The 12,357-nt window shown below is 40.7% G+C and carries 13 protein-coding genes and 1 riboswitch; of the genes, 2 read left to right on the forward strand and 11 right to left on the reverse strand.

Going from position 1 to position 12,357, the window contains the following annotated elements:
- Window positions 1-104 precede the first annotated feature (104 nt).
- Window positions 105-635, reverse strand: coding sequence for a cell wall hydrolase (locus NR125_RS01790; RefSeq protein ID WP_256814669.1), 531 nt, complete (start codon window positions 633-635; stop codon window positions 105-107).
- A gap of 232 nt (window positions 636-867) precedes the next feature.
- On the opposite strand from NR125_RS01790, the gene NR125_RS01795 reads away from it, so the two are divergent.
- A complete protein-coding gene (locus NR125_RS01795) occupies window positions 868-1,371 on the forward strand; it encodes a GNAT family N-acetyltransferase (RefSeq protein ID WP_217025236.1) in 504 nt (167 codons plus the stop codon).
- Between the two features lie 87 nt (window positions 1,372-1,458).
- Here NR125_RS01795 and add read toward each other — a convergent pair whose 3' ends face one another.
- From add to NR125_RS01830, 7 genes are all read right to left on the reverse strand, one after another.
- Window positions 1,459-2,460 carry an adenosine deaminase gene (gene add, locus NR125_RS01800; RefSeq protein WP_071156527.1) on the reverse strand — a complete coding sequence of 334 codons (1,002 nt, stop codon included), beginning with the start codon at window positions 2,458-2,460 and terminating at the stop codon, window positions 1,459-1,461.
- A 54-nt stretch (window positions 2,461-2,514) separates the two neighbouring features.
- Window positions 2,515-2,614: riboswitch (purine riboswitch) on the reverse strand.
- Window positions 2,615-2,659: 45 nt separating this feature from the next.
- A complete protein-coding gene (nadR, locus tag NR125_RS01805) occupies window positions 2,660-3,682 on the reverse strand; it encodes a multifunctional transcriptional regulator/nicotinamide-nucleotide adenylyltransferase/ribosylnicotinamide kinase NadR (protein WP_071156529.1) in 1,023 nt (340 codons plus the stop codon).
- Window positions 3,683-4,378 (reverse strand): nicotinamide riboside transporter PnuC, encoded by a 696-nt coding sequence (gene pnuC / locus NR125_RS01810; RefSeq protein ID WP_071156531.1) that lies wholly within the window; start codon window positions 4,376-4,378, stop codon window positions 3,683-3,685.
- A 30-nt stretch (window positions 4,379-4,408) separates the two neighbouring features.
- Entirely contained in the window at window positions 4,409-5,173 is a 765-nt protein-coding gene (locus tag NR125_RS01815; RefSeq protein ID WP_009330536.1) for an NUDIX domain-containing protein, read from the reverse strand.
- 202 nt (window positions 5,174-5,375) lie between these two features.
- Window positions 5,376-6,743 (reverse strand): glycerol-3-phosphate transporter, encoded by a 1,368-nt coding sequence (glpT, locus tag NR125_RS01820; RefSeq protein WP_009330537.1) that lies wholly within the window; start codon window positions 6,741-6,743, stop codon window positions 5,376-5,378.
- 264 nt (window positions 6,744-7,007) lie between these two features.
- The gene (locus tag NR125_RS01825) at window positions 7,008-7,982 is read right to left on the reverse strand and encodes a bile acid:sodium symporter family protein (protein WP_009330538.1); all 975 of its coding nucleotides are present in this window, start codon (window positions 7,980-7,982) and stop codon (window positions 7,008-7,010) included.
- 4 nt (window positions 7,983-7,986) lie between these two features.
- Entirely contained in the window at window positions 7,987-9,378 is a 1,392-nt protein-coding gene (locus NR125_RS01830; protein ID WP_071156533.1) for an FAD-binding oxidoreductase, read from the reverse strand.
- A gap of 199 nt (window positions 9,379-9,577) precedes the next feature.
- Between NR125_RS01830 and NR125_RS01835 the strand changes: the two genes are divergently transcribed.
- The gene (locus NR125_RS01835; RefSeq protein ID WP_071156535.1) at window positions 9,578-10,288 is read left to right on the forward strand and encodes a FadR/GntR family transcriptional regulator; all 711 of its coding nucleotides are present in this window, start codon (window positions 9,578-9,580) and stop codon (window positions 10,286-10,288) included.
- Window positions 10,289-10,416: 128 nt separating this feature from the next.
- Here NR125_RS01835 and NR125_RS01840 read toward each other — a convergent pair whose 3' ends face one another.
- From NR125_RS01840 to NR125_RS01850, 3 genes are read right to left on the reverse strand one after another with little or no spacing between them, the layout of a single operon-like run.
- Window positions 10,417-11,022, reverse strand: a complete 606-nt coding sequence (locus tag NR125_RS01840) for an ABC-2 transporter permease (protein ID WP_251155986.1) — start codon at window positions 11,020-11,022, stop codon at window positions 10,417-10,419.
- Complete coding sequence (locus NR125_RS01845; protein ID WP_071156539.1) at window positions 11,015-11,881, reverse strand: ABC transporter ATP-binding protein; 867 nt, start codon at window positions 11,879-11,881, stop codon at window positions 11,015-11,017. The genes NR125_RS01840 and NR125_RS01845 overlap by 8 nt, the downstream gene beginning before the upstream one ends.
- A gap of 4 nt (window positions 11,882-11,885) precedes the next feature.
- A complete protein-coding gene (locus NR125_RS01850; RefSeq protein WP_009330543.1) occupies window positions 11,886-12,257 on the reverse strand; it encodes a GntR family transcriptional regulator in 372 nt (123 codons plus the stop codon).
- Window positions 12,258-12,357 lie beyond the last annotated feature (100 nt).

The following is a 12,357-nucleotide window of genomic DNA, read 5'->3' on the forward strand; positions in this document are numbered from 1 at the left end:
TATTTACCTCAAAAAAATTTCGCTGCCTTTCTTAAATTTCCTCCTCACTTTGATTTTTTTTTGCCAATAAAAAAAGCGCGCAGCTTTTATGACTGTACGCGCTTTTATATAGCAAAAGCATGATTGCCGATTTTTTTCACAACTTGACGTGAATAGATCCACTGGCTTGTAGCTGTTTCAGGGTTATAAAAATATAGGAGCTCTTCGTTTTGCTCCTTATCAACAAGAGCTGTCTCAACGGCCTGAACTGCTTCATTACTTGCCGGCTCATTGATGGAACCATTTTGAACAGGTTCAAAAGCATTCTTTTGATAAATAACATCCTTGACTGTATCCGGGAATTGTTCATGCTCGACACGATTCAGCACCACGTCAGCAACCGCAACTTTCCCTTCAAACGGCTCCCCTTTTGCTTCAGCCTGTACAAGTCGGGCAAGCAGCTTTTTTTCTTCCTCTTTGATGAAGCGATGATCCGTTGATGATGACTCCTTCGCGTCAATCTCAACTTTTTTATATGTCAGTGTATCTGCGGCTTTTTGATCCACTGTCTCAGCATCAAAATGATCAGCAGGAAACACGCTATATGAACCCATTATGAGTGAAATGGCAGCAACAAACGTTACTAAATTTTCCATTTGTAAACCTCCTGTTTGTAGTTTTTAGGCAAAAACAGGCCACTTACAAGGCTAACAGGTTTACAGGGATAACTCATTAGTGAATCTATGGGAGAATTACCAATCTAGAAAATGGAATTTTTAATTTGCTCATGTAATAACTTAACTTATAATTTGTTATAGCATGACTGAAAAAAATATTTTTAAGAATCGGTTAAACAGGTATAAAGAATTGAAAGAGGTGTTACTTTAATTGAAAGTACTTGAAACAGATCGATTAATTCTTCGCTGGTTAACACCAGATGATGCAGCCTTTATTCTTGAACTTTTAAATGAGCCTTCATGGATTCGTTTTATTGGAGATAAAGGTGTACGTACCCTCGAGGATGCTAAGAATTATATTGTTTCCGGCCCCATGAAAATGTACTCCCAGATGGGCTTTGGCCTTTTTATGGTTGAACGAAAGGAAGGAAGCATTCCTATTGGAATGTGCGGATTGATAAAACGGGATACTTTAGATAATGTTGATATTGGCTTTGCTTTTTTATCAACATATCAAACGCAAGGTTATGGGTTCGAGTCAGCTTCTGCTACATTGAAATATGGTCATGAGCAGCAGGATCTGAAACGGATCCTTGCCATCACTTCCTTGGAAAATCAGGCTTCCTCCGGGCTGCTTGAAAAAATCGGGATGAAATATGAAGGAACGATTATTTTAGATAAGGAAAAGCTTAAATTGTTTGCATCCGAAAAATAAGTTCTTGGAGTATTTTTTCTATCCTTTAAAAAAGGTGTCTCCTCCACTCATTAAAAATTATGCCGGGGCAGACACCTTCTTTCAAACTTAAATATCCATTAAATTTCCCATCAGTTTTTCCTTTGTCGCTTCATCCGCAAAAGAAGCTTTCACACTATTCATATATATTTGTTTATAATCCTCAGCACTCATAGCAAATTCATTTGAGACTATATCACATTCCTTTGTCATTGTTGTATCTGATACCGTTCTGTTGTCCGTATTAACTGTTACTTTTATGCCATCCTTATGGAAGTCGTAAATGGGATGATCGCTGAATTGGTTAACAGCTTTGGTTTGAACATTACTGGTTGGGCATAGCTCTAGCACCACTTGTTTTTCCTTCACAATTTGGTATGCCTCTTCACAGTCTTTAATAAATACACCGTGTCCAATTCTTTCAGCTCCCAGCCATTCAACGGCCTCCAGCACATTTTTACCGATTCCCGTTTCACCGGCGTGGATGGTGACTTTGTATCCATATTCTCTGGCCAGTGCGATCGGTTCAATGAATTTTCCGCAGAAGCCTTCCTCCTCAGATGCACATAAATCGATTGCGACAACCCCTTTTCCGAGGAATGCCTTTCCCTTTTCGACGACCTCAAATGCACTTTCCACACTCATCGTTCGCATACATGACAAAATGATATTTCCTTTAATATCAAATTCTTCTTCTGCTTCTCTCATTCCTTCAATCACACTTTGGATGATTTCTTCTACGGTTAATCCCTTTCGCGTATGAAGTAATGGGGCAAAGCGGACCTCCATGTATTTCACATTTTCCTTTGCTGCATCTTCAAAGAGCTCAAAGGAAATTCTTTTTAAATTTTCCTTTGACTGCATGACTAAGTTTGGAATGGAGAATCTTTTTAAATATTCATCCAGGGAATCGCAATCCAACGGGGCAATTAGTTCTTCTTTGATTATTTCTTTATCAAAGGAAGGCAGGCTAATGCCTTCTCTTTTGGCGATATCTATGATGGTTTCTGGTCTGACACTCCCGTCCAAATGGCAGTGAAGTTCAATTTTAGGCAAAATAGTAAAATTCATAGCTGGACCTCCTAGATTTTTTACAAAAAAAAATTCCTGATTACGAAGAAAATACAGCACATGTATCTTCTTCGTAATCAGGAATTATTGGTTCCTGGTAGAGACCTCCAAACCATATTATTGGAGTTATACGAATGAAAGTATTTCATTAGGTTTTTTTAAAGGATAAATAATATTAACTTTTTTGTCAATCACTTTTTTAAAGCTTTAGCAGCTCTTCAATATGCCCTATTGCACTATGAAGCCGTTCCTTATAATCTCCGCTCAGGGTTTTGTAATCAATCTTATGATTGTTCAGCAGTGTTTTTAGAGCATCGTTGTTTTGGAGCCTTATATCGTGCTCTCCATGAACACGAAGTCCATCGTCCACCCATTTCACATCAGGTTCAAGGTATAGCCAAAGGTCATAATCCTGCAGGCTCGCTATTTCATCCAGCACTGTTTGATGCTCATTGTTGTATAGATTTGAGTAAAATTGAGTCACGATTGCCTCTGTGTCGATAAAAACAATCCTATTCGCTTTTTCAATCGCCTTCATTTCTTCAAGCTTATGGCCGTAAGCGATTTTGTGGTAATCTTCCTTCACTATGATACCTTCGCAGCCGCCTAGTTCTTCACATACAATTCGGCCATATTCCTCAACATAGGAAGTATTATAAACTTTAGCAAGATTTCTTGTCAGGGTAGATTTCCCGCAGCTTTCGGTTCCTACCAAAACAACCTTTTTAACGAAATAAGGTTTAACAAAGTCAGGAATGTACTCCCAATGATGAAAGACGCCTTCATTACGGATCGCTGTTGCTGATATATTCACATGTCCCCGATTCGGATCAATCAATTCGTGTTTCGCCTCAGGATAAAGTTCATTAAAGATATCGCTATATTCATACTCTGAACTAAAGACATAATCAATGTGCTTTCCAATTGCCTTTTTTATATTCCCGGCACCTTCAGCCCAGTTGTAATCTTCATTCCCCTGATCGTCTTGAATGGAAATGATCTTAACATGCGTCATATCTTTTGTTAATTGACTGAGCCACCGCAAACGGATCTGAGGCGGAATATAATCCATTTTAGAACGCTGGCACAATTGCCTGTCACGCAGTTCGCTATGGGACAGTACAACGTACAGTTCGTCAACGATGGATGAGGCCTGCACGATGGCATAGACGTGGCCAAGATGCAGGGGGAGAAACTTGCCTCCAATAAACCCAACTGTCATTTAAACCGCCTCCTTATTCTGTTTCACATATAATTTCCGCCAGTTGATATAACCATAAATGCTGTTGAACAGGAAAGCAGTCCACATGACTAGCATCGAAAAGTCATTGCCTCCCTGTGAGATGAGAGCACTTGCCCAAAGAATAATGGATAATACATTAACGGAAATCCACAGGAGCCATTGCTCCGCAAATCTCTTCAGCATCAGTATCTGCGCAGTTATAGAAAGGACGTTTGTAGCTGAATCCGTCCAGACAAAATTGCCCTCTAAATATCTAAGGAAATACCCATATCCAATTGTAAGGACGACAATGGATACTAATGTATAGAGCCAGCCCTTTGTTGTCAGACTTTTAACCTTCACATCTTCCCCTTTAACATCCCGATTTGTTTTATGCTGTCTCCACAGATAAATCCCGATAAATTGCACCGGAAAATAAAACAGGGCATTGAGCATGGCTTCTCCATAAAGACCATAACCGTAAGCAATATAAGCATAAGTTAAGGTCTGCACGATGCCAAAGTAATAGTTTGCAATCTTCCCCTTCGCCACCAGAACCACACATAACATCCCGCTTATGGATGATATGAGGCCCAGAAGTGAATCTGACCAGGCAAAGAAAAGATAAATGTTAACCAACGTAAAAGTGATCAGCCATATAATTTCAAACCGCGTCCAGTTCTTAAAAATCCCCATGTGAATCTCTCCCCTTATATGATTTGCTTTTCACCCTTGCAGCTTATTTCTATACACGGACACAATCGGCTGGAAGTCATTAAATCGATAAAGCTGAGCCGGCGTCTTGGAATATCGGTTCGATTTCTTAGGCTTCCCGTCTTCAGATACCGCTTCAATAAAAGGAAGTGTCGGTGCTTTTCTGAAAAAGGCAGCATCAGTCGAGATCGAAGGATCATCCAAAACTGTCAATAAGACGCCCTGAAGTTCAGAAAGCACAAATTCCTCCGGAAGAAAATGCTTAGCAAGTGTTGTGAGTGCCATATCTTTTTTAATAAACCAAAGTGCATCATCCATAATGGTCCGATGATCGAATGCAAGATCAAGTTCAAGTGCCTCTTCAAGAGTAAACAGCCCAATTTCAGAAGCATCATAAGTCTTTTTCCGGCTCCTTAATGCCGCTTCATTTGCAATGACATAATGTGCATTAGACATAATCCATCCCCGCAGATCCCGGCCAGGAGAATCATAGACACCAAAATGCTTTATTTTCAGCCCTTCCACTCCGGTTTCCTCGGCTAACCTTCGCTCTGCTGCCTGAAACGCTGTCTCATTGGGACGTACAAATCCTCCCGGGAGTGCCCACTTTCCTGCTTCCATATTTGGATTTCCATCATGGTCCAGCTCGCTTCTTTTAATCAGCATGATTTTCAATTCTTTTTTTGGAGGTTTATATTCTCCCGAGAGCTCAGATGTAATTGTAAAAACCGCTATATCACTTGTATAACCGTCTGGGGTAATATATTTATTCTTCAATTTTGTTCACCTCATTTTTAATTAACATTTTGTTAATTGTTAATTAAAATATATTCCATAATTTGCTGTTAGTCAAGATAATTTTACAAAGAGGATTTCTTTTAAGAGAAAGATGCTTATTACCTTAGTTCATTTACCTTTTAACGCATTTTTGAGCATAAAAAAAGAAAGTGCCAAATGATTAGACACTTTCTTTTTTATCTTAATGCTGATTTTTAACGACTTCTTGACCACGGACATTCCACGTTACAGCGAATATGATGGCTGCAAGGACACAAGATGCGGTTAACAGCATAAATCCTGCATCCCATCCAGATGCATCTACGATAACACCCATTAACGCATTAGCTGTTACAGTACCTCCGAGGTAACCAAACAATCCAGTTAATCCTGCTGCAGTTCCGGCAGCCTTTTTAGGAACGAAATCAAGTGCCTGAAGGCCGATTAACATTACCGGTCCATAAATAAGGAAACCGATCGCAATCAAACAAATCATATCGATCGTTGGATTTCCTGCAGGATTAAACCAGTAAACAAGAACAGCGATCAATACTCCCAGCATAAACACAAAGCCTGCAGGACCACGGCGCCCTTTGAAAAACTTATCTGAGATCCAGCCGCATAATAGTGTTCCTGGTATACCCGCCCACTCATATAGAAAATAGGCTACGCTGGACTTGCTCATATCGAACCCTTTTTCTTCGCTCAAATAAGTTGGTGCCCAGTCCAGTACACCATAGCGGACGAAATAAACGAAAATGTTTGCAATAGCAATGGCCCAAACCCATTTATTATTTAATACATACTTGAAAAGAATTTCTTTTGTTGTTAATTCTGTTTCAAAAGTTTTCTTGGTTTTACTTGGATAATCATTGCGATATTCTTCAATGGATGGCAGCCCAACCGATTGAGGAGTATCACGAATGAGGAAGTAGGCAATGAATGCAACAACAATAGCTACAAGTGCAGGTAATATAAATACACCTTCATAGCCTGAAGAAGAGCTTCCGGCTATGCCTGCGAACATCGCTGCACCCGCCACGGCAAGAGGTGCCATCAGCCCCCCGCCGACATTATGGGCTACATTCCAAATGGCTGTTTTGTTTCCTCTTTCATTGATGCTGAACCAGTGTACAAGAACACGGCCAGATGGCGGCCAGCCCATTCCCTGGAACCAGCCATTTAAGAAAAGCATAATAAACATAATAGCAACAGACGAAGTAAAGAAAGGAACAAACCCCATTAATAAAGAAATAATAGCAGATAGAATTAACCCTGCAGGCAGGAACATCCTTGGATTGCTCCGGTCTGAAAAGGTCCCCATGACAAATTTACTGATGCCATAGGAAATAGAAATGGCAGATAGCGCAAAGCCAAGTTCAGTTTTGGAAAAACCTTCTTCAATAAAGTAAGGCATGGCCAGTGAGAAGTTTTTCCGGATCAAATAATACGCTGCATAACCAATGAAAATTCCCAGAAATACTTGAAATCTAAGTTTTTTATACTCAGAATCAATTTGTTCTTCAGGCAATCTTTCAATTGGGGGAGCAGGCTTAAACAGTTTGAACATTTAGGTTCCCCCTAAGATAGATTTGACAACAATATTAACTGCTAAAAAAAACAAAACCCATACTTTAATAACACTTCCAGGAATGGAAGTGCAAAAAAGCATGGGTTCTCCGTTTCTCCACCATAGTTAACTTGTTATGTCACAATTCTAGTATTATTTGTAAACGTTGTCAATAGCCTATAAAACTATTTAGATTGTTTTCGATAGTTACAAAAAAGGTGCCTGCCCTCATAATATTTAAGGGCCAGACACCTAAATCCATACCTATAGCTTCACTTCAACTGGCTTAACTGCCGTTTCTGCTTCACTTTTTACAGCAGGTTTCTTCGACCAATAAGTCGCAAGAATCGGCCCTGAAATGTTATGCCAGGCAGCTGCCAGCACACTTGGAAGTGCTGCCAATGGACCAAAGTGTGCAGTTGCAAGTGCAACACCTAAACCGGAGTTCTGCATTCCAACTTCAATGGCAATCGCTCTTCGGTTTACTTCATCCTGCCCAAGCACTTTTCCTGAAAAATAGCCAAGCAGGAGTCCGAATCCATTGTGAAGCATGACGGCTGTAAAAATCAGAAGCCCAGATGCGGCAATGGTTGCTGAATTGCCTGAAACGACTGCAGCTACAATTGTGATAATAGCTGCTACCGAAATAAGCGGTAATATAGTTAAGCTTTTTTCAACGGCCACAGGGAAGAATTTCTTGATGGCCAGACCTAGAACAATCGGTACAATGATAACCTGGACAATAGACATAAACATGGCTACAGCATCAACCGGCATCCATTGGCCGGCAAGCATCAGGAGAAGGAGCGGTGTCATGATCGGTGCCAATAGAGTTGAAACGGAAGTCATAGCGATGGATAACGGTACATTTCCCTTTGCCAGATACACCATAACGTTAGAAGCCGTCCCCCCAGGTACACACCCAAGCAAAACAAGTCCTGCTGCCAATTCCGCCGGCAAATTCAACAGTTTTGCAATGACGAAAGCGACCAGCGGCATGATGATGAACTGTGCACAAACTCCGATTAACACAGGCAGTGGTTTGGTAAAGATGATTTTAAAATCGACTGCCTTCAGTGTAAGCCCCATTCCAAACATGACGACGCCGAGAAGGATGGTGATATAGCCCCCCAATCCCAAAAATGGGTCTGGAAACATAAAGGCAATAACCGATGTTAAGATAACCCACACGGCAAAATATTTTCCGGCAATGGTACTGACCGCTTCTAATACCTTCATATCATCACGCTCCTTCTTTAGTCTTTAAGATTTTATTTGGATTAAAAAGGTTTTCTGGATCGAGTGCCTGTTTGATTTTTTCCATCACTTGCAGGGCTTGCCCATGTTCTTGTTGCTGATATTTCTGCTTGCCTACACCCACTCCATGCTCACCTGTGCATGTTCCGCCCCGCTCAAGAGCATAGAGGACAATTTGTTCATTGAACTTTTCTGCCTTAGCCACCTCATCCGGGTTACTCATATCAATCATGAGAAGTGTATGATAATTTCCATCTCCCACATGACCGACGATGCCTCCAGGAAGCCCCAGTGAATCTACCGCTTCCCTGGCATGGCTGATAGCGCCAGAAAGTTCTGAAATCGGAAGGCATACATCTGTCACCATCATTTTCTTACCGGGATGGCCGTGGATATAAGCATAAGCAAGGTTATGCCGGGCCTCCCACAAACGATTTCTTGCGGCATTATCTGTTTCAAATTCAATATCGAGGCAACGGTGGTCCTCAACTATTTCTCTTGTGAATGCGACATCCTGTTTCAAGCCGGCTTCATTGCCGTGAAATTCCAGAAAGAGTGTTGGACTTTCGTTATAGTTTGTTTCACTGAACAGGTTCACCTGCTTCATGGACGGTTCATCGACAAGCTCCACCCTGGCAATCGGAACACCTGCCTGTAATATGGATACAACCGCTTCAACCGCATCGTTCAAGGATGGAAATGAGGCTCTTGCAGCCATCACATGCTCGGGAATTCCATATACTCTTAATGTCAATTCCGTAAAGCAGCCAAGCGTCCCCTCAGAACCAACAAATAAACCATTCAAATGGTATCCCGATGAAGATTTAGCAGCTAAATTTCCTGTATGTATGATCGACCCATCAGCCAGAACCACTTCCAAATCACGCACCTGATCACGCATGACTCCATATTTGACCGATGTTGTTCCGCTGGCATTGGTTGCCGCCATTCCGCCAAGCGTAGCATCCGCTCCCGGATCCACAGAGAAAAACAATCCATATTTTTTCAATTCCTTATTAAGCTGCGTGCGTGTCACACCAGGCTGTACACGGACAAGAAAATCATTTTCACGCACTTCGAGGATTTTATTCATTAAGGAAAAATCAATCGTAATTCCATGTTCGTAAGGTATGACATGCCCCTCGAGACTGGATCCCAGACCAAAAGGAACGATGGGAACTTTATATTGGTTTGCCAGCTTTACAACTTCACTGACCTGCTGGGCTGTTTCAGGAAAAACCACAATATCAGGAAGGCTCTCCTTATGGTAGGATTCATCCCTTCCATGCAATTCTCTTACTGTCTGATTTTCTGTTACCTGCTGCTCAGAAAGAACCTCCTTTAAAGCATGTACGAGGCTCATACTAGCTGTTTCCATCCTATACTCCTTCTTTCTTCTGCTGAAAATTTGGTCAAACCAATGGTATAATTGGTCCAACAAGTTAAGTCAATTATACTAACTTATCAGAAAAATTCAATTATTAATTTAATTATTTTTTCATTATTGATTAATAGATTTTAGGTCTGTTACATTTAGAAAAGTGAATGAGGCCTATTTTGAAAAGAGGTTACGGGGAATGTCGGAGAAAAAAAAGACCTATCTGGTTTTAGTAGATAAAATTATAGAATGCTATTTAGGAGGAACTCTCAAACCGGGTGAAAGACTGCCTTCAGAAAGAGAATTGGCAGGCCAATTTAATGTCAGCCGGACAACCATCAGAGAAGCCCTGAGAACCATGGAACTGAACGGGCTCATCGATATCCGCCAGGGAGGCGGAAGCTACGTTAAAGTCTCAGATGTCCATTCAAGAAAAGAGGAAATCATCACAGCTGTCAAAGTAGAAAATCCGCTAGTATATGAAATGCTGGAGCTCAGGCGTGCACTGGAAGTCGAATCCTCCTTCCTTGCTGCCAAAAGAGCCTCTTCTGTAGACCTGGAGAAGCTGCGTATAGCTTTGAATCATATGGCTCTGTCCAAACAAGACCCGGTGTTAGGGTTAAAAGCCGACCTTGACTTCCACATTGGGATTGCCGAGGCTACCCATAATTCGATTTTCATTGAATTGATACATACCCTCAAAGGACATATGGAAGATACCATTAAGGCTACACAGAATCATCGCTTTAAGGATCCCTCTCGTTACGAGGATACAATGGAAGAGCATAAGGAAATTTATCTGGCTATTGCCTCTGGGAATGGGGATAGAGCGAAGGAGTTGATGGAGGGGCATATTACGAAGATACGGGAAGAATTGGTGGCGTCGATGGTGTTTAGGATAGGAAAATGAAAAATGATAAGTTCCCTGCCCCTTTTATTGAAAAAACCGGTGTGTAAGAAAAATCTCCAAAAGTGCCTGCCCCAGTTTTAAAAACCAACCGGGGCAGGCACTTGTTTTCTCCCGCTCCATATTCGGACTTAGAATGCTTTTCGCTGATAAATAACTGTAGTAACTCCCCAGGAAACCGCATAGAAAGTTAAGATTACAGCTGCTGCTCCCATATATAAAAGCTGGGTAGATAAACTGAAAATAAAATCTGTAATCACCGTTAGGTTTTCGTTAATAAACGACACAATAGGCCCAGATAGATATGTTAAAAGCAGGAAACTTATAAGAACGACAGTAGTAATATAACCTGATTTAAATAGATGAAATAACGGGAAGGTAAACGCAGCAAATAATAAAAATAAGCCACTGCCAATTGCAATATCAGTAATGGAAAAAGGTTTATTAAAAGCCAGCAAAGCCAAACTTGCGATCCCAATTGATAGAATCATATATAGGAGTGCACCAAGATAGCGCGAGGCGATAATTTCCCTGCGTGTATAAGGCAAGGAATTTAGCAATATATTGGTCTCTGCTTTTTCATCATAAGCATAAGTGTTAAATGGAATGAAGATACTGGCAACCAGAAAAATTAGAGCAGGCTGAGCCCCCATTATAATAAAGAATAAGATAAAAGGAATAAAGATTAATAGCTGTCTTTTCTGGAGGATGACATCACGTCTGATTAAATTAAACATGGTGTACGCCCCCTTTAAAGGAATACATAATATCTTCCAGAGAAGCGCGTTCAATGACAACTGTGTTTCCGAACGTTCTTTTCACCGCATTGACATTGGCAGTTAAGGCCTGGAATCCCGTTGGTGCACGATGAATATGGACAAAGTCTTTTTCCGTGTCTCGATCCAGGAGGTCCAATCCGCCTTTAACAAGTGCATAGTTTTCAGCTATGTCGTGAATGGACTGATTAAAAACCAGTTCCCCACCCTGCATAAAAGTTATATAATCTGCAATCCGATCTAAATCTGTTATAATATGCGTAGAGAAGAAGATGGTACGACTGCCATCGATCATCAATTCCTGTAAAATATTCAGCAGCTCGCGTCTAAAAATGGGGTCCAAACCTGCTGTTGGCTCATCCATAATAATCAGCTCCGCCCGATGTGAAAGTGCTATTGCTAAGGATGCCTTCATTTGCATTCCTTTTGAGAAGGTTTTAATTGCTTTATTAAGAGGCAATCCGAATGTTTCAATGTATTGATCAAACAGTTCATCATCCCAGTGTTTGTAGGCTGGTGCTACAATACGTTTGATATCTCTTAAGTTCAGTCCTTCAAAAAATACATTTCCATCGTACACAAAACCAATGCGCTCCTTGATCGCCTTCTCATGATTCTTGTAATCCAGCCCAAAAATGTTTATTTCCCCGGCATCCGGCTTTAACAGATTCATCATCATTTTGATGGTAGTCGACTTACCAGCCCCATTTGCCCCGATAAACCCTGTTATAAAGCCTTGCTTCACTTGCAAATCAATATTTTTAACTGAAAAATCTTTGAAATGTTTCGTTACATTTTTTAACTCCACTACATTTTCCATCTTCTCACTCCTCATATAAAATCTTCATCAATTCCTGCAGTTCATCGAAAGTCAGGCCAATTTCTCTACTATTGGTAATGACTGCACTCAGCTGCTCTTCAATGACCTTCAGTTTTTTCTCTCTAATTACCTCTAGATTTTGCTCTGCGACAAAAGAACCTTTTCCCACAATGGAATAGATAAAGCCCGCCTTCTCCAATTCCTCGTAGGCACGCTTTGTCGTTATTACACTAATTTGCAGATCTTTTGCAAGTTGACGTATGGAAGGCAATGCAGTACCCTCTTGCAGATCACCTGCTAAAATAGACGATTTAATTTGATTCGTAATTTGTTCATAAATCGGCTCCTTTGAACTGTTGGAAATAATGATTTGCATGCCAATCCCTCATCTCGAAATAAGTGCCATTATTATTGTTACATTTGGATCAAAGTTATTATTTCACACCCTAATATATTGTGTATATACTATATATACA

Source organism: Cytobacillus sp. Bac17 (genome assembly GCF_024519925.1).
Taxonomy (GTDB): Bacteria; Bacillota; Bacilli; order Bacillales; family Cytobacillaceae; genus Cytobacillus; species Cytobacillus pseudoceanisediminis.

Excerpts from the sequence above, each read along its gene's own strand:
- NR125_RS01840 (WP_251155986.1), bottom strand. The coding sequence starts at position 11,022 with ATGTTTAATTTAATCAGACGTGATGTCATCCTCCAGAAAAGACAGCTA.
- NR125_RS01825 (WP_009330538.1), bottom strand. The coding sequence starts at position 7,982 with ATGAAGGTATTAGAAGCGGTCAGTACCATTGCCGGAAAATATTTTGCC.
- NR125_RS01830 (WP_071156533.1), bottom strand. The coding sequence starts at position 9,378 with ATGGAAACAGCTAGTATGAGCCTCGTACATGCTTTAAAGGAGGTTCTT.
- nadR (WP_071156529.1), bottom strand. The coding sequence starts at position 3,682 with ATGACAGTTGGGTTTATTGGAGGCAAGTTTCTCCCCCTGCATCTTGGC.
- NR125_RS01845 (WP_071156539.1), bottom strand. The coding sequence starts at position 11,881 with ATGGAAAATGTAGTGGAGTTAAAAAATGTAACGAAACATTTCAAAGAT.
- pnuC (WP_071156531.1), bottom strand. The coding sequence starts at position 4,378 with ATGGGGATTTTTAAGAACTGGACGCGGTTTGAAATTATATGGCTGATC.
- add (WP_071156527.1), bottom strand. The coding sequence starts at position 2,460 with ATGAATTTTACTATTTTGCCTAAAATTGAACTTCACTGCCATTTGGAC.
- NR125_RS01790 (WP_256814669.1), bottom strand. The coding sequence starts at position 635 with ATGGAAAATTTAGTAACGTTTGTTGCTGCCATTTCACTCATAATGGGT.
- NR125_RS01850 (WP_009330543.1), bottom strand. The coding sequence starts at position 12,257 with ATGCAAATCATTATTTCCAACAGTTCAAAGGAGCCGATTTATGAACAA.
- glpT (WP_009330537.1), bottom strand. The coding sequence starts at position 6,743 with ATGTTCAAACTGTTTAAGCCTGCTCCCCCAATTGAAAGATTGCCTGAA.
- NR125_RS01835 (WP_071156535.1), top strand. The coding sequence starts at position 9,578 with ATGTCGGAGAAAAAAAAGACCTATCTGGTTTTAGTAGATAAAATTATA.